Origin of the sequence: Quadrisphaera sp. GCM10027208, assembly GCF_042658805.1 — a bacterium.
GTDB lineage: Bacteria > Actinomycetota > Actinomycetes > Actinomycetales > SCSIO-59966 > SCSIO-59966.
Genome location: NZ_JBHSRC010000004.1, coordinates 78,681 through 102,558, shown reverse-complemented (window position 1 = coordinate 102,558; position 23,878 = coordinate 78,681). Strand labels below are relative to the sequence as shown.

The 23,878-nt window shown below is 73.3% G+C and carries 15 protein-coding genes and 1 pseudogene; 12 read left to right on the top strand and 4 right to left on the bottom strand.

Annotated features, from left to right (window positions below; translation table 11 throughout):
- Positions 1–34: 34 nt before the first annotated feature.
- A pseudogene (locus tag ACFP6A_RS08180) lies at positions 35–1,653 on the bottom strand (alanine/glycine:cation symporter family protein).
- Positions 1,654–1,787: 134 nt separating this feature from the next.
- Between ACFP6A_RS08180 and clpB the strand changes: the two are divergent.
- The 4 genes from clpB to ACFP6A_RS08160 all read left to right on the top strand — a co-directional run bounded on the left by clpB (position 1,788) and on the right by ACFP6A_RS08160 (position 11,552).
- The gene (clpB, locus tag ACFP6A_RS08175; protein ID WP_379603012.1) at positions 1,788–4,403 is read left to right on the top strand and encodes an ATP-dependent chaperone ClpB; all 2,616 of its coding nucleotides are present in this window, start codon (positions 1,788–1,790) and stop codon (positions 4,401–4,403) included.
- A 61-nt stretch (positions 4,404–4,464) separates the two neighbouring features.
- Positions 4,465–5,319: an alpha/beta fold hydrolase gene (locus ACFP6A_RS08170; RefSeq protein WP_379603011.1), complete on the top strand. Its 855-nt coding sequence runs from the start codon at positions 4,465–4,467 to the stop codon at positions 5,317–5,319.
- Positions 5,320–5,378: 59 nt separating this feature from the next.
- Positions 5,379–8,477 carry an efflux RND transporter permease subunit gene (locus tag ACFP6A_RS08165; RefSeq protein WP_379603010.1) on the top strand — a complete coding sequence of 1,033 codons (3,099 nt, stop codon included), beginning with the start codon at positions 5,379–5,381 and terminating at the stop codon, positions 8,475–8,477.
- A gap of 117 nt (positions 8,478–8,594) precedes the next feature.
- On the top strand, positions 8,595–11,552 hold the full coding sequence (locus ACFP6A_RS08160) for an EAL domain-containing protein (protein ID WP_379603009.1): 2,958 nt from the start codon (positions 8,595–8,597) through the stop codon (positions 11,550–11,552).
- 522 nt (positions 11,553–12,074) lie between these two features.
- On the opposite strand, the gene ACFP6A_RS08155 is transcribed toward ACFP6A_RS08160, so the two are convergent.
- A complete protein-coding gene (locus tag ACFP6A_RS08155; protein WP_379603008.1) occupies positions 12,075–12,974 on the bottom strand; it encodes an SDR family oxidoreductase in 900 nt (299 codons plus the stop codon).
- Between the two features lie 380 nt (positions 12,975–13,354).
- Between ACFP6A_RS08155 and ACFP6A_RS08150 the strand changes: the two genes are divergently transcribed.
- From ACFP6A_RS08150 to ACFP6A_RS08135, 4 genes are all read left to right on the top strand, one after another.
- Positions 13,355–13,987 carry an SRPBCC family protein gene (locus ACFP6A_RS08150; protein ID WP_379603007.1) on the top strand — a complete coding sequence of 211 codons (633 nt, stop codon included), beginning with the start codon at positions 13,355–13,357 and terminating at the stop codon, positions 13,985–13,987.
- A 96-nt stretch (positions 13,988–14,083) separates the two neighbouring features.
- The gene (locus ACFP6A_RS08145; RefSeq protein WP_379603229.1) at positions 14,084–14,956 is read left to right on the top strand and encodes an FAD binding domain-containing protein; all 873 of its coding nucleotides are present in this window, start codon (positions 14,084–14,086) and stop codon (positions 14,954–14,956) included.
- Positions 14,953–15,477, top strand: coding sequence for a (2Fe-2S)-binding protein (locus ACFP6A_RS08140; protein ID WP_379603006.1), 525 nt, complete (start codon positions 14,953–14,955; stop codon positions 15,475–15,477). Before ACFP6A_RS08145 ends, ACFP6A_RS08140 begins: the two co-directional genes overlap by 4 nt.
- Complete coding sequence (locus ACFP6A_RS08135; protein ID WP_379603005.1) at positions 15,470–18,040, top strand: xanthine dehydrogenase family protein molybdopterin-binding subunit; 2,571 nt, start codon at positions 15,470–15,472, stop codon at positions 18,038–18,040. Before ACFP6A_RS08140 ends, ACFP6A_RS08135 begins: the two co-directional genes overlap by 8 nt.
- An 84-nt stretch (positions 18,041–18,124) precedes the next feature.
- Here the strand turns inward: ACFP6A_RS08135 and ACFP6A_RS08130 are convergent, their stop codons facing one another.
- Complete coding sequence (locus ACFP6A_RS08130) at positions 18,125–18,916, bottom strand: exodeoxyribonuclease III (protein WP_379603004.1); 792 nt, start codon at positions 18,914–18,916, stop codon at positions 18,125–18,127.
- Between the two features lie 39 nt (positions 18,917–18,955).
- On the opposite strand from ACFP6A_RS08130, the gene ACFP6A_RS08125 reads away from it, so the two are divergent.
- From ACFP6A_RS08125 to ACFP6A_RS08115, 3 genes are read left to right on the top strand one after another with little or no spacing between them, the layout of a single operon-like run.
- Positions 18,956–19,774, top strand: a complete 819-nt coding sequence (locus ACFP6A_RS08125; protein WP_379603003.1) for an SDR family NAD(P)-dependent oxidoreductase — start codon at positions 18,956–18,958, stop codon at positions 19,772–19,774.
- Positions 19,771–20,367 carry an orotate phosphoribosyltransferase gene (pyrE, locus tag ACFP6A_RS08120; protein WP_379603002.1) on the top strand — a complete coding sequence of 199 codons (597 nt, stop codon included), beginning with the start codon at positions 19,771–19,773 and terminating at the stop codon, positions 20,365–20,367. The genes ACFP6A_RS08125 and pyrE overlap by 4 nt, the downstream gene beginning before the upstream one ends.
- A 14-nt stretch (positions 20,368–20,381) precedes the next feature.
- The gene (locus ACFP6A_RS08115; RefSeq protein WP_379603228.1) at positions 20,382–21,038 is read left to right on the top strand and encodes a TrmH family RNA methyltransferase; all 657 of its coding nucleotides are present in this window, start codon (positions 20,382–20,384) and stop codon (positions 21,036–21,038) included.
- Positions 21,039–21,544: 506 nt separating this feature from the next.
- Here ACFP6A_RS08115 and ACFP6A_RS08110 read toward each other — a convergent pair.
- On the bottom strand, positions 21,545–22,471 hold the full coding sequence (locus tag ACFP6A_RS08110; RefSeq protein WP_379603001.1) for a DUF368 domain-containing protein: 927 nt from the start codon (positions 22,469–22,471) through the stop codon (positions 21,545–21,547).
- Positions 22,472–22,519: 48 nt separating this feature from the next.
- Here ACFP6A_RS08110 and ACFP6A_RS08105 point away from each other — a divergent pair, with 48 nt between their 5' ends.
- The gene (locus ACFP6A_RS08105) at positions 22,520–23,878 is read left to right on the top strand and encodes an FAD-dependent oxidoreductase (RefSeq protein ID WP_379603000.1); all 1,359 of its coding nucleotides are present in this window, start codon (positions 22,520–22,522) and stop codon (positions 23,876–23,878) included.

The window sequence follows — 23,878 nt, the reverse complement described above, 5'->3', positions numbered from 1 at the left end:
GGGGTGAGGGGGGTCCCCGCACGGGCGCCGCGGGCTATGCGGGCGGCATGTCCTCCCCGGTCCGCCGGAGCTCCGTGGCCCGGTCGGACCTGCCGGCACCGAGCCGGGCGAGCTCGCCGCTGCGCCGGTCCTCGAGGTACTCGCGCATCTCCTGCTTGACCACCGGCAGCAGCAGGTACACCGCGAGCAGGTTGACGAAGGCGCAGACGAAGAGCATGGCGTCGGCGAAGCCGAGGACCTCGCTGAAGGTCAGGACGGCCCCGGTGACGGTGAACGTGAGGAACACCAGCTTGTAGACGAGCTCGGAGGTCCGGCTGCGGCCGAACAGCGTCGTCCACGCCTTGAGCCCGTAGTAGCTCCACGTGATGAGCGTGGAGAACGCGAACAGTGCGACGGCGACCGCGAGCACGACCGGGAACCACGGCAGGGCGGTGGCGAAGGCGTCCGAGGTGAGGACGACGCCGTCGGCCGTCGTGCCGCCGGTCTCGGCCACCTCGGAACGGGCGGCGACGAAGCTGTCGGGCCGGGCGATGACGATGGTCAGCGCGGTCATCGTGCAGATGACGACGGTGTCGACGAACGGCTCGAGCATGGCCACGAAGCCCTCGCTCACCGGACGGCGGGTCTTCACCGCGGAGTGCGCGATCGCGGCCGAGCCGAGCCCGGCCTCGTTGGAGAACGCCGCCCGCTGGAAGCCGATGACCATGACGCCGACGACCCCGCCCGCCACACCCGTCGGGGAGAAGGCGCCGCTGAGGATCTCGCCGAACGCGCCGGGGACCTGCGGCAGGTTCATCCCGATCACGACGAGACAGGCCAGCACGTAGACGGCCGCCATCGCCGGGACGAGGCGGCTGGTCACCGCGCCGATCGAGCGCATCCCGCCGAGGATGACGAGCGCGACGAGGCCGGCCAGCACGAGGCCGAAGACGAACGCCGCGCCGGGAGAGCCCAGCGGCCCGTCGGCGCCCCCGGTGACCTCACGCGCCTGGGCGTAGGTCTGGTTGCTCTGGAACATGTTCCCGCCGGCGACGCCGAACAGGATGATCGCGAGGGCGTAGACGCCGGTGAGGGTCCTCGAGGCGAGGGAGCCGAACCGCTCGAAGGCGACCGGCAGGTACCGGAACGGGCCGCCGGTGACCGTGCCGTCCTCGTGGACCTCCCGGTACTTCACCCCGAGCGTGCACTCGGCGAACTTCGTCGCCATGCCGAGGAGGCCGGCGAGGATCATCCACAGCGTGGCACCCGGTCCGCCGAGCGCCACCGCGACGCCCACGCCGGCGATGTTGCCCAGCCCGACCGTGCCCGACAGCGCCGAGGTGAGGGCCTGGAAGTGCGGCACCTCGCCCGGGTCCCGCTCGTGCGAGTAGTGCCCCGGACCACCTCGGTGGACACCTTGATCCCGCGCGCCTGGATGAACCCGAAGTAGATCGTGATGATCAGGGCCGCGAGGACGAGCCAGCCGACGACGACGGGGAAGGAGACCCCCGCCACGGTGATCTCGGCGAAGACGACCCGGGTCGCGACGTCCGTCACGGGAGCGAACAGGTTGTTGATCGACTCCTCGACCCGTCCGAGGACGGTGGACTCGCCGGCAGTGGACGCGCTGGCGGTCGCCGCGACGGCGGGCGCCAGAGCGGTGGGGGACGCCATGGCGGACGGTGGTACCCCGGGGTGACGGACGTCGCAACCCGGCACATCTTCCGAACCTGACTTGAGCGGAACAGACTCAACTCTGTCCGGTGTTGACCTCGGCAGAGAACTGGTACGAGCCCCCAGGAGGGGAAATGGACTTCAAACCCACGACGAAGACCCAGGAGGCCCTGTCGAGCGCCGTCCAGCAGGCGGCCACCGCCGGGCACCCGCAGGTGGAGCCGGCGCACCTGCTCGCCGCGCTCGCGGCCCAGACGGACGGCGTCGCAGCGCACCTGCTCGAGGCCGTCGGGGCCGCGCCGGCCCAGGTCCTCGAGCGGGTCCGCGGCGTCCTGGCCGCGCTGCCGACGGCGTCCGGGGCGTCGGTGGCGTCCCCGCAGCTGTCCCGTGCGGCCTACCAGGCCATCTCCGCCGCCCAGGAGGAGGCCTCCGCCCTCGGTGACAGCTACGTGTCCACCGAGCACCTGCTTCTCGGCCTGGCCGCCGACACCGGGCCCACCGGCGACGTCCTGCGCTCGACGGGCGCCACCCGGGACGCGCTGGCGGCCGCCCTGCCCGAGGTCCGCGGCGGCGCCAAGGTGACCACCCCCGACCCGGAGGGCACGTACAAGGCCCTGGAGCAGTACGGCGTCGACCTCACCGAGCGGGCCCGCGAGGGCCGGCTCGACCCCGTGATCGGCCGGGACGCCGAGATCCGACGCGTCGTCCAGGTGCTGTCGCGGCGGACGAAGAACAACCCGGTGCTCATCGGCGAGCCGGGTGTCGGCAAGACCGCCGTCGTCGAGGGGCTGGCGCAGCGGATCGTCAACGGCGACGTGCCCGAGTCCCTGCGCGGCAAGCGCCTCATCGCCCTCGACCTCGGCGCGATGGTCGCCGGCGCCAAGTACCGCGGGGAGTTCGAGGAGCGGCTCAAGGCCGTCCTCGCCGAGATCGCCGCCGCCGAGGGGCAGATCATCACCTTCATCGACGAGCTGCACACCGTCGTGGGTGCCGGTGCCGCCGAAGGGTCGATGGACGCCGGCAACATGCTCAAGCCGATGCTCGCCCGGGGCGAGCTGCGGCTCATCGGTGCCACCACGCTCGACGAGTACCGCGAACGGATCGAGAAGGACCCGGCGCTCGAGCGGCGGTTCCAGCAGGTGTTCGTCGGTGAGCCGAGCGTCGAGGACACCATCGCGATCCTGCGCGGCCTCAAGGAGCGCTACCAGGCCCACCACAAGGTCGAGATCACCGATGCCGCTCTCGTCGCCGCGGCGACCCTGTCCGACCGGTACATCACCGGCCGCCAGCTGCCGGACAAGGCCATCGACCTCGTCGACGAGGCCGCGTCCCGGCTGCGGATGGAGATCGACTCCTCCCCGGTCGAGATCGACGAGCTGCGCCGGACCGTCGACCGGCTGCGGATGGAGGAGCTCGCGCTGTCCAAGGCGGACGACGAGGCCTCCCGGGAACGTCTGGAGCGGCTGCGCGCCGACCTCGCCGACCGCTCCGAGCAGCTCGCCGCGCTCAACGCCCGGTGGGAGGCCGAGAAGGCCGCGCTCAACCGTGCCGGCGAGCTGCGCCAGCAGCTCGACGAGCTGCGGGTGCAGGCCGACCGGCTGCAGCGCGAGGGCGACCTGGGTGCCGCCAGCGAGCTGCTCTACGGCCGGATCCCGCAGATCGAGCGAGAGCTCGCCGAGGCGGAGGCCGCCGAGAAGCAGGCCTCCGGGACGTCGATGGTCTCCGAGCGCGTCGGCCCGGACGACGTCGCGGACGTCGTGGCGGCCTGGACCGGGATCCCCGCGGGCCGGCTGCTCGAGGGCGAGACCGACAAGCTGCTGCGGATGGAGGAGTACCTCGGTCGCCGGCTGATCGGGCAGACCCGTGCCGTGCGGGCCGTCTCCGACGCCGTCCGCCGGTCCCGGGCCGGGGTCGCCGACCCCGACCGCCCGACCGGGTCCTTCCTCTTCCTCGGCCCCACCGGCGTCGGCAAGACCGAGCTGGCCAAGGCGCTCGCCGACTTCCTCTTCGACGACGAGCGGGCGATGGTCCGCATCGACATGAGCGAGTACGGCGAGAAGCACTCCGTCGCCCGGCTGGTCGGCGCCCCGCCCGGGTACGTCGGGTACGAGGAGGGCGGTCAGCTCACCGAGGCGGTGCGCCGCCGGCCCTACTCCGTCGTCCTGCTCGACGAGGTGGAGAAGGCCCACCCGGAGGTGTTCGACATCCTGCTGCAGGTCCTCGACGACGGCCGGCTCACCGACGGCCAGGGCCGCACGGTGGACTTCCGCAACACCATCCTCGTGCTGACCTCGAACCTCGGCTCGCAGTACCTCGTCGACCCGACGCTGGACACCGAGGCCAAGCACGAGGCGGTGCTCCGCGTCGTCCGGCAGACGTTCAAGCCGGAGTTCCTCAACCGGCTGGACGACGTCGTGGTCTTCGACGCGCTGTCGACGACCGAGCTCGCGCACATCGTCGACCTGCAGGTCGCGCGGCTCGCCGAGCGGCTCACTGACCGCCGGCTGCGCCTCGAGGTCACCGACGCCGCCCGGGAGTGGCTGGCCCTGGAGGGGTACGACCCGGCCTACGGCGCCCGGCCGCTGCGGCGTCTGGTCCAGCGCGAGATCGGCGACCAGCTGGCCCGCGCGCTGCTCAGCGGCGAGGTGCGCGACGGGGACACCGTGGTCGTCGACCGGCCCGCCGACGGCACTGCGCCGGACGCTCCGGGCCTCGTCGTCCGGGTGGCGGACGCCGCACCGGTCGGCTGACCCCGGGGGCTGAGCACGGTGGCTGCCGGGGCCGTCGGACCCCGTCCGTAGGCTCGCGTGCGTGCTCGACGAGCGGTTCGACCTGAGGCGGCCGGACGGCGCGGTGCTGGCGGTGCGGACCGCCGGCGCCGAGCGTCCGGCCGTCACTGCCGTGCTCGTCCACGGCTGGACGATGACCGGCGCGTCCTGGCAGCCGGTGGTCGACCGGGTGCTGGCCGAGCGTCCGGACGTGGCCGTCGTGCGCCCCGACCAGCGCGACCACGGTGACAGCCGGCCCGCACTCGGCGGCGGTGAGCCGAGCATCGCCGTGCTCGCCGACGACCTCGCCGCCGTCGTCGACCGCGCGGCCCCGCAGGGGCCGGTGGTCCTCGCCGGCCACTCGATGGGTGGGATGAGCGTCCTCGCCGCGGTGGACCGGCACCCCGAGCTGCGTGACCGGCTCGCCGGGGTGCTGCTCGTCAACACCGCCGCCGACCGGTTGCGGCCGCGTCCGTGGGTGGCGCGGGTGATGCGGCTGCTCGCGGCCGCACCCGCCGCCGTCCGGGTGCCCCGGGTCCCCGGGCCGCTCGCCCGCCGGTACGGCTACGGGCGCTCCGCCCCGCCGGACGTCGTCCGCCGGGTGCGGGCCGGCGTCCCGCCGCCGACCGCCCGCAGCACCGGCGGCTGGTATCTCGCCCTCAGCGTGTTCGACGGGACCGGCCACCTGCGGGCCCTGGACGGCGTCCCGGTCACCGTGCTCGCCGGCCAGCGGGACCGGCTCACCCCGCCCGAGCACTCCGCCCGGCTGGCGGCCCGGCTGCCCGGTGCCCGGGTGGAGGTCGTCCCGGGTGCCGGGCACATGCTGATGTTCGAGCACCCTGACCGGGTGGCAGCCGCGTTGCTCGACCTCCTGCCGGTGTCAGGCGGCCGATCGTGATGCGGCATGCTTCATCCGGCCCCTGGAGTACGCCGACCCCGACCCACCTGGAGTGACCGATGGTCCGCCTCGCCCGGCTGAGCCTCGCCAACCGCGCCATCGTGGCGCTCCTGACGTTGATGAGCGTGGTGGCGGGAGTCCTGGCCACCACGTCGCTGCGTCAGGAGCTCATCCCCTCGCTGGAGATCCCGGTCGCGGTCGTGGTCACCCCGCAGCCCGGGGCGTCGGCGGACGTGGTCGAGCAGCAGGTCACGACGGTGGTCGAGAACGCGGTGGGTGCCGTCGACGGCCTGGAGGGGACGACGTCCACCAGCACCAACGGACTGTCCGTGGTCACCGTGGAGCTGGCCTACGGCACCGACATGGACAACGCCGAGCAGGAGCTCCAGCAGGCGATGAACCGGGCGGCGCCCACCCTGCCGGCCAACTCCACCCCCACGGTCGTGGCCGGCAGCATCGACCAGCTCCCGGTCGTGCAGCTGGCCGTGGCGGACTCGGGGGCCGACGAGCGAGAGCTGGTCAGGCAGCTCGAGGACGAGGTGCTGCCCCAGCTGCGGACCATCGAGGGCGTCCAGGACGCGACCCTCACCGGCGCCCGGGAGCTGCAGGTCCTCATCACCCCCGACCCGGCCGCGCTGGGTGCCTCCGGACTGGGGATGGAGGCGATCACCTCCACCCTCGAGGCCAACGGCGTCGTGGTCCCGGCCGGCACGGTGGAGGACGACGGGCGCACGCTGAGCGTCGTCGTCGGTGAGCGCCTGACCACCGTCGAGGAGATCGCGGCCCTGCCGCTGCCGGCTCCGGCCGAGGGGCAGCCGCTGACCCTGGGCGACATCGCCACGGTCGAGGTCCAACCGGTGGCCGCCACCTCCTACGCGCGCACCAACGGCGAGCCGAGCCTGGCGCTCGGGGTCACCAAGACGCCGGACGGCAATGTGGTGAACATCTCCGAGGAGGTCCGTGCGCTCGTCCCCGAGTGGGAGGAGTCCCTCGGCGACGGCGTCGAGATCGAGGTCGTCTTCGACCAGGCCCCGTTCATCGAGCAGTCCATCGAGGACCTCAGCACCGAGGGCCTCCTCGGGCTCATCTTCGCGGTCCTGGTGATCATGATCTTCCTCATGTCGCTGCGCTCGACGCTGGTGACCGCGGTGTCCATCCCCCTGTCCCTGCTCATCGCGCTGATCGGGCTTTCGGTCGGGGGCTACACCCTCAACATCCTGACCCTCGGCGCGCTGACCGTCGCCGTCGGACGGGTCGTCGACGACTCGATCGTCGTCATCGAGAACATCAAGCGGCACCTCGGCTACGGGGAGGAGAAGTCCGCGGCGATCCTCACCGCCGTCCGGGAGGTCGCCGGGGCGGTGACGTCCTCGACGATCACCACGGCCGCCGTCTTCGTGCCGCTCGGCATCGTCGGCGGGCAGGTCGGTGAGCTGTTCCGGCCCTTCGCGTTCACCGTGGCCATCGCGCTGCTCGCCTCGCTGCTGGTCGCCCTGACCATCATCCCGGTGCTGGCCTACTGGTTCCTGCGCGGGAGCACGGACGGGTCCGCGGCGTCGGTCGAGCGCGAGCAGGTCGAGGAGCGCGAGCGCAACGGTGCCCTGCAACGCTCCTACCTGCCGGCCCTGCACGCGAGCCTGCGCCACCCTGTGCTCGTCCTGGTCGCCGCGGCCGTCGTGCTGGGCGGCACCGTCGGGCTGTCGACCCGGCTGGAGACCAACTTCATCGGGGACGCCGGGCAGAACACTGTCGCGATCAACCAGGAGATGCCGCCCGGCACCTCGCTGGAGGCCACCGACGAGGCGGCCCGGCGGATCGAGCAGGTCATCGCCGACGTCGACGGCGTGGACACCTACCAGGTCACCGTCGGCTCCGGCGAAGGGATCGAGGCGGTGTTCCTCGGTGGCGCCGGCGGGACCAACACCGCGACGTTCTCGATCACCACCGAGCTGGAGGCCGACGCCGACCGGATCCAGAGCGAGCTGCGCGACCGGCTGGCCGAGCTGGACGACGTCGGCGAGGTCACCGTCACCGCGGCGCAGGCGGGCTTCGCCCTGCCGCCGGTGGAGGTCCTGGTCCAGGCGGACGACGACGAGGCCCTGGCCGAGGCGGCCGCCGCCGTCCAGGAGGCCATGGGCCGGGTGGACGGGCTGACGGACGTGGTGAACAACCTCGCCTCGGACTCCCCGGCCGTGACCGTGGACGTCGACCGGCAGGCGGCCGCCGCGGCCGGGACGAGTGAGGCCGCGGTCGGGCAGGCGCTCGCCGGCCTGCTGCGCGGTGCCCCGGTGGGTGAGGCTGCTGTCGACGGGGAGACGGTGGACCTCGTGCTGCGGATGGGCGAGGCCCCGCCGGACGTCGAGGCGCTGCGCGCCGTCCCGGTGCCCACGGCGACCGGCGTGGTGCCGCTCGGTCAGATCGCCGAGGTCACCGAGACCGAGCAGCCCACCTCGCTGACCCGGCAGGACGGCGTCCGGACCGCGAACGTCACCGCCACCGCCACCGACCAGAACCTCGGCGGGGTCACCACCCGGCTGCAGGAGGAGCTGGACGCCCTGGACCTGCCCGAGGGAGCCGAGGCCGACATCGCAGGGATCAGCGCCGAGCAGGAGGAGGCCTTCGCCGACCTCGGCCTGGCGCTGCTCGCCTCGATCGCCATCGTCTACCTGATCATGGTCGCCACGTTCAGGTCCCTCACCCAGCCGCTGATCCTGCTGGTCTCCGTGCCGTTCGCCGCGACCGGGGCGCTGGGCATGCTGCTCATCACCGGCACGCCGCTCGGCGTACCGGCCCTGATCGGCCTGCTCATGCTGGTCGGCATCGTCGTCACCAACGCCATCGTCCTCATCGACCTGGTCAACCAGCACCGGCGACGGGGCCTGTCCGTCACCGAGGCGGTCGTGGAGGGGGCCCGCTACCGCCTGCGGCCGATCCTCATGACGGCCGCGGCCACGATCGGCGCCCTCATCCCGATGTCCCTGGGCCTCACCGGCGGCAGCGTCTTCATCTCCCAGCCGCTGGCGCTGGTGGTGATCGGCGGACTGACCACGTCCACCCTGCTCACCCTCGTGCTCGTGCCGGTGCTCTACGACATGCTCGGCCGGGCGGGGACCCGACGCGGCCGGCGGCACCGGCGCGCCGAGGCCAGTGCCGACTGACCGGTTCCCACCCGGGCGCCCGCCCGGGCGCCCGGCGGGGCGCCCGGCGGGGCGCCCGGCGGCGTCGTCCGGCCCCAGGACCTCAAGGAACGCCGGCAGGACGCCGAGACAGCGAGCATGACGGGGTTGGCGCGACCGCTGCCGGTGGCGCCCCGGCAGGTGCCGGGGCGCCTGCTCGGTGACGTCGCCGAGCTCGCCGCTCGGGTGCTGTCGGCGGCGCCGCACTCGGCGCTCGAGGTGGCCGCCGAGGGCGTGCACCGGCTCACCGCGGCTGACCTCGTGGTCGTCTCCACCGCGGAGGGCGGCAGCCAGCTCTTCCGGGTCGTCGTCGGGGACGACGGCGGGCCCGGGCCGCGCCCGGGCCAGGAGGTGCCGACCGCGCACAGCGTCGCCGGGGAGGCGCTGGCCACCCGGCAGGTGCAGGTCTGCCACGACGCCGCGGACGACCCGCGCGTCTCCGCCCGGTACAGCGAGCTGCACGCCATCCGGTCCTCGGTCGTCGTGCCGCTGCTCGTCAACGGGCGGCCGCACGGGCTGCTCGGCCTGCTCGGCCGGGCCCCGCGGCTCTTCGGGGACGACGACGTCGCCGTCGCCCAGCTCGTCGCCGGCGCGGTGGCCGCCCGGCTGCAGGACGCCGTCCGGGCCGCCGAGCAGGAGAGCCTGCTCGGCACCGTCTTCGACGCCCTGGACGAGGGGATCGTCGTCCGCTCCGTCCCGGACGGGATCGTCCTGGTCGCCAACACGACGGCCGAGAGGATCCTGGGGGCCGAGGACGACGGGCTGGTCGGCCGCCCGGTCCGTCCCGGGTGGCAGTGGTTCGACGAGGACGGCCGGGAGCTCGCCGTCGCCGACCTGCCGACGGCGACGACGCTGCGCACCGGCGAGCCGGTCCGCGACCGGCTCGTCCACGTCCACCGCGGCGACGGGGGCTCCGCCTGGTTGGAGCTCACCGCCCTGCCGGTGCACGACGACGCCGGCCAGATGACGAGCGTCGTCACTCGGGTCGCCGACGTCACCGCCCGGATCCGGGTGACCGAGGACCTGCGCCGCAGCCAGCGCCGGCTGGCCGCGGCGACCGCGGTGACCGGACTCGCCTGGTGGGACTACGACGTCCTGAACGACCGGCACGTCTGGTCCGACGCGATGTTCGCCCTCGTCGGGCTGGAGCCCGGTGAGCCGCCGGGGATCCAGGGGCTGCTCGACCGGGTCCACCCCGAGGACCGGGAGCTGCTCACCCCGGACGACAGGCAGGCTGGGAGCCGGGTGTTCCGGGTCGTCCGCGACGACGGCACGGTGCGCTACCTGCAGTCCTGGAGCGACGTCGTCCACGACCAGGACGGTCGGGTCCGGCACATCCACGGCACCACGCTCGACGTCACCGAGCGGGAGCAGTCGCTGCGAGCGGTGGCCGACTCCGAGGAGATGTTCCGCGCGGCGTTCGACGACGCCCCGACCGGGATGGCGATCATCTCCCTGGCCCCGGAGCGGGCCGGGACCGTGCTGCGCGCCAACACCGCGCTGGTGGAGATGCTGGGTGTCGGCCCGGACGGCCTCGTCGACCGGCCCATCACCCGGTGGCTGCACCCCGACGAGCTGTCCGACGCCGCCGCGGACCTCGCCCGGCTCGGCGCGGGCCGGCAGGTCGCCGCGCGCGACGTCCTGCTGACCCGCGAGGACGGGCGGCTGCTGCACGCGTGGGTCCGGTCGGCGGTGATGGGCGCCAGCCCCGGCGCCGAGCCGTGCGTCCTCGTGCACTACCTCGACGTCACCGACCAGCGCCGGGCCGAGGCCTCGCTGCGCCGGATGGCGATGACGGACACCCTGACCGGGCTGGCCAACCGCACCCGGTTCACGCAGACCCTGACCGCCGCCATCGGCCGGCTGCCCGCTGAGCCCGGCGACGGGACCGCGCTCGCCGCCCTCATGCTCGACCTCGACCGGTTCAAGCTCGTCAACGACGCGCTCGGCCACCCGGTCGGCGACGAGCTGCTCGTCGCGGTCGCCGGGCGGCTGCGCCAGGCCGTGCCTGCTCGCGGCGACGTCGCCCGTCTCGGCGGGGACGAGTTCGTCGTCCTCATCGAGGGCACGAGCACCCAGGCCGCGCTCGACGTCGCCGACCGGATCGCCGTGAGCCTGCGGGAGCCGTACGACCTGCCCTCGGGACGGCGGGTGGTGACCTCCGCCAGCGTCGGGGTGGCGATCGCCCGCACGAGCGGCCACACGACGTCCGACCTCATGCGGGAGGCCGACCTCGCGCTCTACCGGGCCAAGGACGCCGGCCGCGACCGGGTCGCCCTGTGCGACGACGAGACCCGGGCCCTGGCGGTGGCGCGGGTGGACGTCGAGAACGTCCTGCGGGCCGCGCTGGACGGTGACGGGCTGCGGGTGCACCTCCAGCCGGTCGTGGACCTGGCGTCGAGGACCGTCGTCGGGGCCGAGGCGCTCGTCCGGGTCGCCACCTCCGACGGGGTTCTGCTGCCGCCCGCCGCGTTCATCGGCGTGGCCGAGGAGACCGGGCTCATCGTGCGGGTGGACCAGTGGGTCGTCGAGCAGGTCGCCGCGTGGCTCGCCGGTCCCGGGGCGGACCTGCCCCACGTCGCGGTCAACGTCTCCAGCCGCAGCCTGCACGAGCCGGGCTTCGCCGACCAGGTCGTCGGCGCCCTGGCCCGCCACGGTCTACCGGGCCACCGGCTGCAGGTCGAGATCACCGAGACCGTGCTGCTCGAGGCCACCACCGAGGCAGACCAGGCGCTCGGCGTGCTGCGGGACGCCGGGGTCGCGGTTGGGCTCGACGACTTCGGCACCGGGTACTCGGCGCTGGCCTACCTGCAGCGGCTGCCGCTGGACTTCCTCAAGATCGACCGGTCGTTCGTCAGCCGGCTCGGCCAGCGGGACGCCGCCGCCGAGGCCACCGTGCGGGCCATCGTCGAGGTCGCGCACGCGCACCGGCTCCAGGTGACCGCCGAGGGAGTCGAGACTCGTGACCAGGAGCTCAGCCTGCGCGCTGCCGGCTGCGACTTCGGTCAGGGCTGGTTGTTCGGCCGCCCCACTCCCACCGCCACCTTCACCCTCTGACCCCCCACCACCCTCCCGTGATCATGCAATCCCGCCACCCTGCGCGACCCGCTGGCCCGCCCACCCTGTCGTGATCATGCAATCCCGCCACCCTCGGGCTGCCGTCCCGCCCGCAGAATGCTGGGCTGTTGGCGCGACACGCCGGCCAAACTGTGCCGAGCGCAGCATTCTGTGGTCGGGTCCCTGACCCGACGTTGGTCATGCAGTCCCGCCACCAGGGGGCATCTCCGAAATGCTCAGCTCGTGGAAATGCTTAGCTCGTGGCGCCACTGGGGCATATGTCGCATCAGCCGGGTGGTGTCGCGTCATTGGCCCACCGCAAAATGCTGAATCCGGGACAGCTCAGCCGGCGTGTCGAGCCAACAACCCAGCATTCTGCGGGCGGGACGGCGGCCCGAGGGTGGCGGGATTGCATGATCACGGGGGGTGGAAGGCCCGGCGGGGGGTGGAAGGCATGGTGGGGGCTGAGGGTGGCGGGATTGCATGATCACGAACAAGGGGGGTGGCTGAGGGCGGCGGGGGTTAGAAGACGGGTTTGCCGCCAGTGACGCCGAGGACGGTGCCGGAGACGTAGCTGGCGTCGGACGGCGAGGCCAGGAACACGAACGCCGGCGCCACCTCGCCGGGCTGGCCGGCCCGCCCCAGCGGGGTGCTCGACCCGAAGTTCGCCACCTTCTCCGCCGGCTGAGTCGCCGGCTGCAGCGGCGTCCAGATCGGGCCCGGGGCCACCGCGTTGACCCGGATCCCCCGCGGGCCCAGCTCGGCGGCCAGGTTCACCGTGAAGTTGTTGATCGCTGCCTTCGTCGCCGCGTAGTCGAGCAGCGACGTCGACGGCTCGTAGGCCTGGATCGACGTGCAGTTGATGATCGACGACCCGCGGCCGAGGTGCGGCAAGGCGGCGCGGGTGATCCAGAACAGCGCGTAGAGGTTCGTCTTGAGCACCCGGTCCAGCTGCTCGGTCTCGAGGTTCTCCAGTCCCTCGCTGCGGGCCCACTGGTAGCCGGCGTTGTTGACCAGGACGTCGAGGCCACCGAGCCCCTCGACCGCCGCCGCCACGACGTCCTGACAGGTCTGCTCCTCGCGGATGTCCCCAGGGCAGAGAACGGCCCGGCGTCCGGCGTCCTCGACCCAGCGGGCGGTCTCCTCGGCGTCCTCCTGCTCCTCCGGCAGGTAGCACACGGCGACGTCGGCGCCCTCGCGGGCGTAGGCGATGGCCACGGCGCGGCCGATCCCGGAGTCACCGCCGGTGACCAGGGCGCGCATGGCGTCGAGCCGGCCTGACCCGCGGTAGGTCTGCTCGCCGTGGTCGGGGACCGGCGTCATCTCACCGGTACGGCCGGGCGGTTCCTGCTGCTGCTCGGGGAACCCGCCATCGGCATCGAGCTTGCTCTGGGCGTTCTGGGCGATTTGCGACTCGGTCATGTCGTCGATGCTGCGACGGTCGCCGTCCGGCCGCATCCCGAGCGTCGCGGGGCAGGCGCCGGCTCAGTCGATCACCACGTCGTCTCGGCGACGTCTGCGGGCCGGCGAGTCGGGCCGTCGCAGCTCTGGACGTGTGGCCGGTGTCACAGGCTAGGGTGCATCCTGCAGCAGGGCAGTGAGCAGACCGGTGGGTCGACAGCCGTGGGGTCGGAGCCCGCGGCGTCGTCACCCGGTGCGGTTGGGACGACCGACGATCTGGCACCGGAGTCGAGTGACCCTCGGCGAGCCGACGTCTGGTGCAGCGGTCGGCGCCTCGGTCTTGGCGGGGCACGACCGGACGGCGACTTCGCAGCAGCACGGCAACGCGACGAAAGGGTCGGATGAAGATCACGCAGCAGTTCCACGTCGGCCGGGAGATGGCCGCGGTGTGGAACGCCTTCCAGGACATCCCTTCGGTGGCCCAGTGCCTGCCAGGTGCGTCGCTCACGGGCCAGGACGGGCCGGACACCTACACCGGTGTGGTCTCGGTCAAGCTCGGCCCCATGACGCCGACCTTCGAGGGGCGGGCCACGGTGAGCGCGGACGCCGCGTCGCACACCGGGACGATCAAGGGCGTCGGGTCGGATCGCCGCGGCGGCAGCCGAGGCGAGGTCGCGGTCGTGTACCGGCTCTCCGAGGACCCTCAGGACGGTGGCACCACAGTCGCCATCGAGGCAGACGTCACGCTCTCGGGCGCGGCAGCGCAGTTCGGCCGGACGTCGGTGCTGAACGACATCTCCGCGCGGCTGATCAGAGAGTTCGCGCAGTGCCTGGAGGCCAAGCTGTCAGCCGGCACCGCCGAGGCCAGGGCTGCCGTTGGCGCGCCCGAGGTGAACGGGTTGTCCCTCGCCCTCTCCAGTGCGGGCGCTCAGCTGCGACGCGCGGTGGAACGGGTCCCCGCCCCGGCAGTCGCCACTGTCGTCGTGGGTCTGGCGCTCGCCGTCCTCACGGCACTGCGGCGCAGGAGGCGATGACGACGTGGTTGTGATCCCCGCGGTCGTGGCCGCGTCACTGGCAGTTTCGCGTTCAGCTGTGGCCTGTGCGCCAGGGGCGGAGCCGTCTCCGTGAAGATGCCCGACTTCGTCTACCACCGTCCGGAGAGCCTCACCGAGGCCCTGGACCTTCTCGGTCGTCACGCCGGGGAGGCAAAGGTCCTCGCCGGCGGTCAGAGTCTGCTTCCGGTGATGGCCCTCAGGCTCAGTCAACCGGGGCACGTCGTCGACCTGGACCGGGTGACCGAGCTGGCGGAGCTCGCCCCGGGTCCGAGTGGTGGCGTGACCGTGGGAGCCATGGTCCGCCATGCCGACGTGGAACGGTCGGAGCTCGTCGCGCGCAGCGCGCCCCTGCTCGCCCGGACCGTGAACCTGATCGGCCACCCCGCCATCCGAAATCGGGGAACCCCGTGCGGCAGCCTGGCCCATGCCGATCCGGCCGCGGAGCTGCCGGCGCTGGCGCTCGCCACCGGGGCGGAGATCGTCGTCCGCAGCGCCACGCGCGAGCGGGTGCTGACGGCTCGTGACTTCTTCGTCAGCTTCCTCACCACCGCACTGGAACCCGACGAGATGGTCGTCGAGGTGCGCTTCCCCGCGCCGGGACCACGCACCGGCGGGTCGGTACGCGAGGTCAGCCGCCGGCACGGCGACTTCGCGCTCGTGGGTGTCTGCTGCTCGGTCACCCTGGCCGAGGACGGAACGGTGAGCGGCGCCGCCCTCGCCTACTTCGGCGTTGACTCCACTCCGGTGCGAGCGGAGGGTGCAGAGCGGCGACTGGTCGGCTCCGTGCTCGACGCCGCGGCCGCGGCCGCGGCCGCCCGGGAGGCGGCCCAGGAGCTGGAGCCGGGGGACGACCTCCATGCCACCGCGACCTACCGGCGGCACGTGGCGGAGCAGCTGACCAGGCGAGCGCTCGTCGAGGCAGCCGACAGAGCAGGAGGAGCTGCATGACCCAGCAGACGACGGTGACCCTCTCCGTGAACGGACGACAGCTCACCCGGGCCACCGAGGCTCGGCGCACGCTGGCCGACTTCCTCCGCGAGGACCTCTCCCTGACCGGCACCCACCTCGGCTGCGAGCACGGCGTGTGCGGCGCGTGCACCGTCCTGGTGGACGGCCGTCCTGCCCGTTCCTGCCTGATGCTGGTCGGCCAGGCCGACGGCAGGGAGGTGACCACGGTCGAGGGGCTCGCGGACGCCGACGGGCGCCTGCACCCGGTGCAGCAGGGCTTCAGTGACGGTCACAGCTTCCAGTGCGGTTTCTGCACGCCCGGCTTCGTCATGACCACGTACGCCTTCCTCAAGGAGAACCCGGCGCCCACGCGGGAGGAGATCCGGGAAGCCATCTCGGAGAACCTGTGCCGCTGCACCGGCTACCAGAGCATCATCAACGGCGTGGAGCTGGCCGCTCGCCTGCTGGCGGACTCCCCGACGGTCGACGCCCACACAGACGCGGAGGTCACCGGTGCGTGAAGCTGTTGCCGGACGGTTCGTCGGCACCCGGGTCAAGCGGGTCGAGGACCCCACCATCCTGACCGGGAAGGGCCGCTACGTCGCGGACGTGACCGCGCCGGACATGCTCCACGCGGCCTTCCTGCGCAGTCCAGTGCCGCACGCGCGGATCCGGAGGATCGACGTCTCGGCCGCCCGGAGGCTCCCCGGCGTCCACGTCGTCGTCACCGGCGAGGCGATGAAGCAGGTGACGAACCCGATGACCGGCCTCCTGGCGCTGGAGGGCCTGTACAACCCCTCCTTCTACTGCCTGGCGACCGACAAGGTGCGTCACGTCGGCGACCCGGTCGCGCTGGTGGTGGCACGCGACAGGTACATCGCCGAGGACGCCCGGCAGCTGATCGAGGTGGACTACGAACCGCTCGACCCGATCGGCACCATGGAGCAGGCCCTCGACCCGGCGCTGTCACCCATCTGGGAGGAGAACAAGAGCAACGTCGTGTACCGGGACTCGAAGTCCTACGGCGACGTGGACGCCGTGTTCGCGGCGGCCGACCGTGTGATCTCCGAGACCTTCCGCCAGCACCGGCACGCCCCCACCCCGATGGAGACCCGAGGAGCTGCGGCCGTCGTGGACCCGTCCACGGGCCGGCTCACCTACCACGCCGCCACCCAGTCCCCGCACCTGCTGGCCTGGGTGCTCGGGATGCTCACCGGGCGCACCCCGATCTGGCGATCGGCAGTTGACCTCGTGCGCAACCGGCGCAACGTCCGCGCCCTCGTCGAGGGCACCCGCGCGCTGCTCCGCGACCAGCCCGCACTGCTGGGAGCCGGGCAGTCCATGTCGCCCGAGTTCACCCGCCAGCTGCTCCGCAGGCCCGGCCGCATCCCGCCGCTGATCCGGTCCGTCCTGCCGCTCGTCGCCCACGGCGTGGAGCACACGCCGCAGGTGGTCGCCGAGAACGTCGGCGGCGCCTTCGGGCTGAAGACCTTCGTCGGGAAGGAGGACGTCGCGCTCGCCGCGGCGGCCCGCCGCCTCGGCCGCTCCATCAAGTGGATCGAGGACCGCAACGAGTCCCTCCTGGTGAGCGGGCAGGCGCGCGAGGAGACGCTCCACGTCGAGGCCGCGGTCAAGAACGACGGCACCATCCTGGGTCTGCGCGTCCGCATGACGATGGACCAGGGCGCCTATCCCGGTATCCCGTTCTCCGCGGCGTTCTTCGCCCAGATCATCCGCACCATGCTGCCGGGCCCCTACCGGCTGCAGGCCTACAGCTTCGACACCACGATCGTCGCCTCCAACAAGGCCACCTACGTCGCCTACCGCGGCCCCTGGGCCGCCGAGACCTGGGTCCGTGAGCGCATGATCGACATCATCGCCCGGGAGCTGCGCCTGGACCGGGCCCAGGTCCGCCTCGCGAACATGGTCCGCGACGACGAGCTGCCGACCACCATGATCACCGGTCCGGCGCTCGACGTCCGCATGTCCGCCAGGCGCACCCTGGAGACCGCTCTGGACAAGGCCGGGTACGCCGGCTGGGCGGCGGAGCAGCGCGCCGCCCGGGCCGAGGGGCGGTTGGTGGGCCTCGGTATCGCCACCTACATCGAGGCGGCTCCCGGGCCGCCCGGGTTCATGGACTCCGTCGTGCCCGGCTTCGGCGCGGCGATGGGCCGGGAGACGGCCCGCGTGCGGGTGGAGGTCGACGGCACGGTGAGCGTGCTGACCTCGCAGATGCCGCACGGCCAGGGGCACGAGACGACGCTGGCGCAGGTGGCCGCGGACGAGATGGGCGTGCCCATCGAGGCCGTGAAGGTCATCTACGGCGACACCCGGCGGGTGCCGTTCAGCATCATGGGCACCGGCGGGAGCCGTTCGGCCGCGATGGCCGGGGGAGCGGTCACCGTGACCGCCCGCGACGCGCACGACCGCCTGCTCGAGCTGGCCGCCTACCTCATCGAGGCCGACCCGGGCGACCTGGAGATCGTCGAGGGAGTCGTCCGGGTGAAGGGCATCTCCGGTCAGGGGATGACGCTCGCGGAGGTAGCCGGCGCGCTGGCCGCAGGAGACCGGCGGCTGCCGCAGGGCACCGAGACGCTCATCGACGTGTCGAAGGGCTGGGACGGCGGCGAGGGAGGATGGGCGCAGGCCACCCACGTCTGCTGGGTCGAGATCGACCGGGAGACCGGACAGGTGACCATCCCCCGGTATCTCGTGGCCGAGGACTGCGGGGAGATGATCAACCCGGCGATCGTGGAGGGCCAGGTCCGAGGCGGGGTGGCCCAGGGGGTCGGGGCCGTGCTGTACGAGCGGTCGGCCTACGACGAGTTCGCGAACTTCCAGGCGGGCACGTTCATGGACTACCTGGTGCCCACGGCGATGGAGATCCCGGAGATCGAGCTGCACCACGTCGAGACCCCCTCCGACATCGAGGCCAACTACCGCGGGGTCGGGGAGGGGGGCATGATCGGCGCTCCCGCAGCGATCACCAACGCCATCGAGGACGCGCTGTCCGCGGTCGGCGGACGGGTGACCGAGCAGTACCTCCCGCCGTCCCGGATCCTGGAGCTGGCCGGCGTCATCTGAGCCCGGTCCTCGGTGCTCTCAGCCGCCCCGCAGGCACGGGGGCTCGCACGGTGGCAGGCACGGGCGGCAGGCACGGGCCGCTCTCTAGTCGGCCAGGTCGACGACGACCGGGGCGTGGTCGCTCGCCCCCTTGCCCTTGCGCTCCTCCCGGTCGATGGAGGCGCCGGTGACGCGGCGCTGCAGCGCGGGGGACCCCAGCAGGAAGTCGATCCGCATCCCCTGGCGCTTCGGGAACCGCAGCTGGGTGTAGTCCCAGTACGTGTAGACCCCGGGGCCAGGGGCGTACGGGCGGACCAGGTCGGCGAACCCGGCGTCCACCACGCCGTGGAACGCGGCCCGCTCCGCGGGCGAGGTGTGCGTGCGCCCCTCGAAGAACGCCGGGTCCCACACGTCGTCGTCGGTCGGTGCGACGTTCCAGTCACCGCCGAGCAGGATCTGCGCGTCCGGGTCCTCGGCCAGCCACTGCCGGCCCGCCTCCCGCAGCGCCGCGAGCCACTGCAGCTTGTACTCCAGGTGCGGGTCCTCCAGCGAGCGGCCGTTCGGGACGTACAGCGACCAGACCCGGACGCCGGAGCAGGTCGCGCCCAGGGCCCGCGCCTCGGTCTGCTCGGAGTCCCCCCAGCAGGGCTGGCCGGGAAAGCCCACCTCGACGTCCGCGATGCCCACCCGGGAGGCGATCGCCACGCCGTTCCACTGGTTGAAGCCGACGTGGGCGACCTCGTACCCGGCGGCCTCGAAGGCCATCGCCGGGAACTGGTCGTCGGTGCACTTGGTCTCCTGCAGCAGGACGACGTCGACGTCGCTGCGCTGGATCCAGCTGGTCACCCGGTCGAGCCGGGCGCGCACAGAGTTGACGTTCCACGTGGCGAGGCGCACGGCTCGAACGTACCGGGCGGCCGCCGGTAGGTTCACGGCGTGCCCGACCAGACGACGTCCGACCGTGCCGACGGTCCCCCGCGGACCCGACCGACCGCCCTGGTGACCGGCGGCAGCGCGGGGATCGGGCTGGCGTTCGCCCGGCACCTCGCGGCCGACGGCTACGACCTCGTCCTCGTCGCCCGCGACCGGGCCCGGCTCGCGGACGCCGCGGCCAGGCTCCGCGCGGACCACGGCGTCGACGTCCAGGTGCTGCCCGCGGACCTGTCCGACCGGGACCAGCTGCAGCATGTGGCCGACCGCGTGGCGGACCCGGACCGCCCGGTGGACCTGCTCGTCAACAACGCCGGGTTCGCCGTCCACCAGGGCTTCCTGCGCAGCGACGTCCGCGAGCAGGAGCGGCTGCTCGACGTGCACTGCCGCGCCGTCCTCGTCCTCACCCACGCCGCCGGCCGAGCGATGGCGGAGCGGCGCAGCGGCACGGTCATCAACGTCTCCAGCGTCGCGGCGTACACCGCGGGCGGCACGTACGCGGCCGCGAAGGCCTGGACCACCGCGTTCAGCGAGGCGATGGCCATCGAGCTCGGCCGCCACGGCGTCACCGTGACGGCGCTGCTGCCCGGCTACGTCCGCACCGACCTCGTCGGCGACCGGCTGGCGGCCCGACTGCCCGACTGGGCGTTCGTCGACGTGGACCGGCTCGTGCGCACGGCGCTCGCCGACTCCCGCCGGGGACGCATCCTGTCGGTCCCCACGAAGCGGTACAGGGTCGCCGCTACCGTGCTGCGGGTGGCGCCCCGTTCCCTCGTGCGGCTCGCATCCGGCGGCCGGCCCTTGCGCCGGCGGACGCTGCGATGACCGCCGGACGCCCCGCGGACCCGGCGCACCGTGCCTCCCGCGACCGTGCCTCCCGCGACCGGCTGCGTGACCTCATCGCCCAGCTGGCCGTCGTCCGGGGCCGGGTCACCCTGTCGAGCGGCCGGGAGGCGGACTACTACGTGGACCTGCGCCGGGTCACCCTGCACCACGAGGCGGCTCCGCTCGTCGGTGAGGTGATGCTCGATCTGCTGGACGACGCCGGGCTGGCTCCCGACGCTGTCGGCGGCCTCACCCTGGGCGCCGACCCGGTCGCCACCGCCGTCCTGCACGCTGCCGCCCGGCGCGGCCGGGGCCTCGACGCGTTCGTCGTCCGCAAGCAGAGCAAGGCGCACGGGCTGCAGCGCCGGATCGAGGGCCCGGACGTCGCCGGACGCCGCGTCGTCGTCCTCGAGGACACCTCGACGACCGGTGGGTCGCCGCTCACCGCGGTGGAGGCGCTGGCCGAGGCCGGCGCCGAGGTGCTGGCCGTCGCCGTCGTCGTCGACCGGGACTCCGGTGCCCGCGAGCGGATCGCCGCCGCCGGGCTGCCGTACCTGGCGGTCTACGACAAGGGCGAGCTCGGGCTCGAGTGAACGGTTCTGCGCGTCTGCCGGGGGACGACGCAGCCCCGGACGACGGTAGCGAGGTGGGGGTCGGTCCGTGGCCTGGCGGCCCGGCATCCTGGCCCGACGACCCGCGCTACGACCCGGTGCTGCTGGCCGAGGGCGACCGGCGCAACGTGCTCGACCGCTACCGGTACTGGACCGTCGAGGCGATCGTCGCCGACCTCGACACCCGACGGAACCCGGTGCACGTCGCGATCGAGAACCTCCGGCACGACCTCAACATCGGCTCGGTCGTGCGGACCGCCAACGCGGTCAACGTCGCCGGCGTCCACGTCGTCGGCCGCCGTCGCTGGAACCGGCGCGGTGCGATGGTCACCGACCGGTACCTGCACGTCCACCACCACCCGGACGCCGCGCACCTCGCCGGGTGGGCCGCCGAGCGGCACCTGCCGCTGATCGGGCTGGACACCGGCCCGGACGCCGTCCCGCTGGAGACGTACGACCTGCCCCGGGCGTGCGTCCTGGTGATCGGCCAGGAGGGTCCCGGGCTGTCCGAGGAGCTGCGGTCGGCCTGCGAGGCCGTCCTGGCCATCACCCAGTTCGGCTCCACCCGTTCGATCAACGCCGGAGCGGCCGCCGCCGTCGGGCTGCACGCCTGGGTGCGCCGGCACGTGTTCCACCAGCGCCCCTCTCCCTGACCAGCCGCCACCCCCTCTCCGTGATCATGCAATCCCGCCACCCCGGCACGCCCCTCGCCCACTCGCAGAATGCTGGGTTGGTGGCACGACACGCCGGCAAAGCCGTGCGGAGCGCAGCATTCTGTGAGGCGGGGAAGCACCCGACCCATCGGCCCCACAGCTTTCGTGATCATGCAATCCCGCCACCTGCACAACCTCGCCCCGGGCGGAATGCTGGTTCCTGGCACGGCACGCCGGTAGGAGGGGTGGCTGGATCGAGGGTGGCTGGATTGCAATGAAGGCCTCATGACCGCTGGGGGGCCACCCGGCCAGACGAGAACGGGCCTCGACGGCCATGGCAGCCATGTCGGGTCAGGCGCCTGTGCCCACAGAATGCTGCGCCCGACACGGCTTTGCCGGCGTGTCGTGCCACCAACCCAGCATTCTGTGAGCCGGACGGCGGCCGCTGGGTGGCGGGATTGCATGATCACCGAGTGGGGGGTGCGGTGGGTGGCGGGATTGCATGATCACCGAGGGGTGGGGTTCTGGGTGGGGTCCTGAGCGGGCCTGAGGCGGCGCTCGGCGGCGATGAGCGAGAGCACGCCGATCGCTCCGAGCAGCACCAGGCCGACGACCGGCCACAGGTCCGGTCCCGGCGCGTACAGCTCCCGGTCGGGCCCCTGCCACGGCCACAGCGCGCGCAGGGAGCCGGCCATCAGCCCGGTCATCACCGCGAGCGTCACCGAGGGGTGGTGGCCGAGCAGGTACTGCAGCACCTTGACGAACGCCGAGAGGCCGACCACGGCGCCGGCGACGAACGCGCCGAGGTAGCCGAGGTCCCGGTCGTTCACCGCCGCCAGCGTCGGGGCGTACAGACCCAGGGTGAGCAGCAGGAAGGACCCCGACACCCCGGGCAGCACGAGCGCGCACACGGCAACCGCTGCCGCCACGGACACCACCGGTAGCGGCGGGTTGCTCACCGTCCCCGGCGGCAGGCCGGTCAGCAGCGCCGCGGCGACCGCGGCCACGACCGCGACGACGACCTCCCGGGCACCCCAGCGGCGAACCATCTGGATCGGCACCGACAGCGACGCGAGGATCATCCCGGCGAACACCGCCCGGGAGCCGACCGGGTGCTCCTCGAGCACCGGCTCGAGCACCGCGGCGCCGACGACGACGGCGACCGCCATCCCCGCGAGCAGTGGTAGCAGCACCGACCACTGCACGTCGGCGTGCTCCCGGCGGGCTTCCTCCCGTCGTCCGAGGAGCAGCAGCCGGACGGCGGACACGAGGTGCCCCGCCGAGGTGATCAGCGCGGTGTACACCCCGACGACGAGGGCGACGGTGCCACCGCTGACCCCCGGGACCACCTCCGCGGCACCGATGAGCGCCCCCCGGACGGCGTTCAACGGTGCCACCCAGCCGGTACGGACCGCGGCACGGGTGCTCGTCACGGCGTGACGGTACCCGCAGACGGCCCGCACGGGTGACACAGTGACCCCATGTCCCGACGACTCGTGGTGATCGGCGCGGACGCCGCCGGGATGAGCGCGGCGAACCAGGCGCTGCGCACCGCCCGCCGCACCGGAGCAGACCTCGAGGTCGTCGCCGTGGAGAGCAGCGACGTCGTGTCGTACTCCGCGTGCGGCATCCCGTACTGGGTGGCCGGCGACGTCGACGACGCCGACGACCTCGTCGCCCGCACCGCCGCGGAGCACCGGGACGCCGGGATCGACGTCCGGCTGCACACCGAGGCCACCGCCCTGGACCTGGACGCCGGCCAGGTCGAGGTCCGTGACCACGCGACCGGGACGACGTCCCGGCTGGGGTTCGACGACGTCCTGCTGGCCACCGGTGCCGCGCCGATCCTGCCGGACTGGGCCCGCGACGTCCCCGGCGTCCTGGCGGTCAAGACCCTCGCGGACGGCGCGGCCTGGCGGGAGCTGCTCGCCTCCGACCCGAGGGACGCCCTCGTCGTCGGCGGCGGCTACATCGGGGTCGAGATGGCCGAGACCCTCGCCCGCCGCGGACTGCGGACGACGCTCGTCACCCGCGGCGAGGAGCCGATGTCGGGGTCCTTCGAGCCGGCGATGGGGGCCCTCGTGCGCGCCGCGCTGGAGCGGGCCGGGGTCGAGGTCGTCACCGGCACCGAGGTCACCGACCTGGAGACCGGGCCGGACGGCCGGGTCCGCGCCGCCTGCGTGAACGGCGACCCGGTGCGCGGGGACGTCGTCGCCCTCGGGCTGGGAGTGCGGGCCCGCACCGACCTGGCCACCGGCGCCGGCCTGCCCGTCGGTGAGCGCGGCGGCCTCGTCCCCGACGACCGGCAACGGCTCACCGACGGGGTGTGGGCCGCCGGCGACTGCTGCGAGGTGCTCGACCGCACCCTCGGCCAGCACCTCTACGTCCCGCTCGGCACGCACGCCAACAAGGCCGGCCGGGTGGCGGGGACGAACCTCGGTGGCGGCGACGACCGGTTCCCCGGCATCGTCGGGACGGCGATCACCCGGGCCGGGGACGCCGAGGTGGCCCGCACCGGGCTCACCAGCCGGTGGGCCCGCGAGGCCGGCTTCGACGTCGAGGAGGTGCGGATGGACTCCACCACCGCGTCGGGCTACATGCCCGAGTCCGACCCGGTCACGGTCTGGGCGCTCGGCGAGCGCGGCACCGGCCGGCTGCTCGGCTGTCAGATCGTCGGCGGCCGCGGAGCGGGCAAGCGCATCGACACGGCCGCCACCGCGATGTGGGCCGGGCTCACCGCCGAGGACGTCGCGATGGCCGACCTCGCCTACGCACCGCCGTTCTCGCCGGTCTGGGACCCCGTGCAGATCGCCTGCCGCAGGCTGGCCGAGCGCCTGTAA

Excerpts from the sequence above, each read along its gene's own strand:
- clpB (WP_379603012.1), top strand. The coding sequence starts at position 1,788 with ATGGACTTCAAACCCACGACGAAGACCCAGGAGGCCCTGTCGAGCGCC.
- ACFP6A_RS08165 (WP_379603010.1), top strand. The coding sequence starts at position 5,379 with ATGGTCCGCCTCGCCCGGCTGAGCCTCGCCAACCGCGCCATCGTGGCG.
- ACFP6A_RS08160 (WP_379603009.1), top strand. The coding sequence starts at position 8,595 with ATGACGGGGTTGGCGCGACCGCTGCCGGTGGCGCCCCGGCAGGTGCCG.
- ACFP6A_RS08155 (WP_379603008.1), bottom strand. The coding sequence starts at position 12,974 with ATGACCGAGTCGCAAATCGCCCAGAACGCCCAGAGCAAGCTCGATGCC.
- ACFP6A_RS08150 (WP_379603007.1), top strand. The coding sequence starts at position 13,355 with ATGAAGATCACGCAGCAGTTCCACGTCGGCCGGGAGATGGCCGCGGTG.
- ACFP6A_RS08145 (WP_379603229.1), top strand. The coding sequence starts at position 14,084 with ATGCCCGACTTCGTCTACCACCGTCCGGAGAGCCTCACCGAGGCCCTG.
- ACFP6A_RS08140 (WP_379603006.1), top strand. The coding sequence starts at position 14,953 with ATGACCCAGCAGACGACGGTGACCCTCTCCGTGAACGGACGACAGCTC.
- pyrE (WP_379603002.1), top strand. The coding sequence starts at position 19,771 with ATGACCGCCGGACGCCCCGCGGACCCGGCGCACCGTGCCTCCCGCGAC.
- ACFP6A_RS08105 (WP_379603000.1), top strand. The coding sequence starts at position 22,520 with ATGTCCCGACGACTCGTGGTGATCGGCGCGGACGCCGCCGGGATGAGC.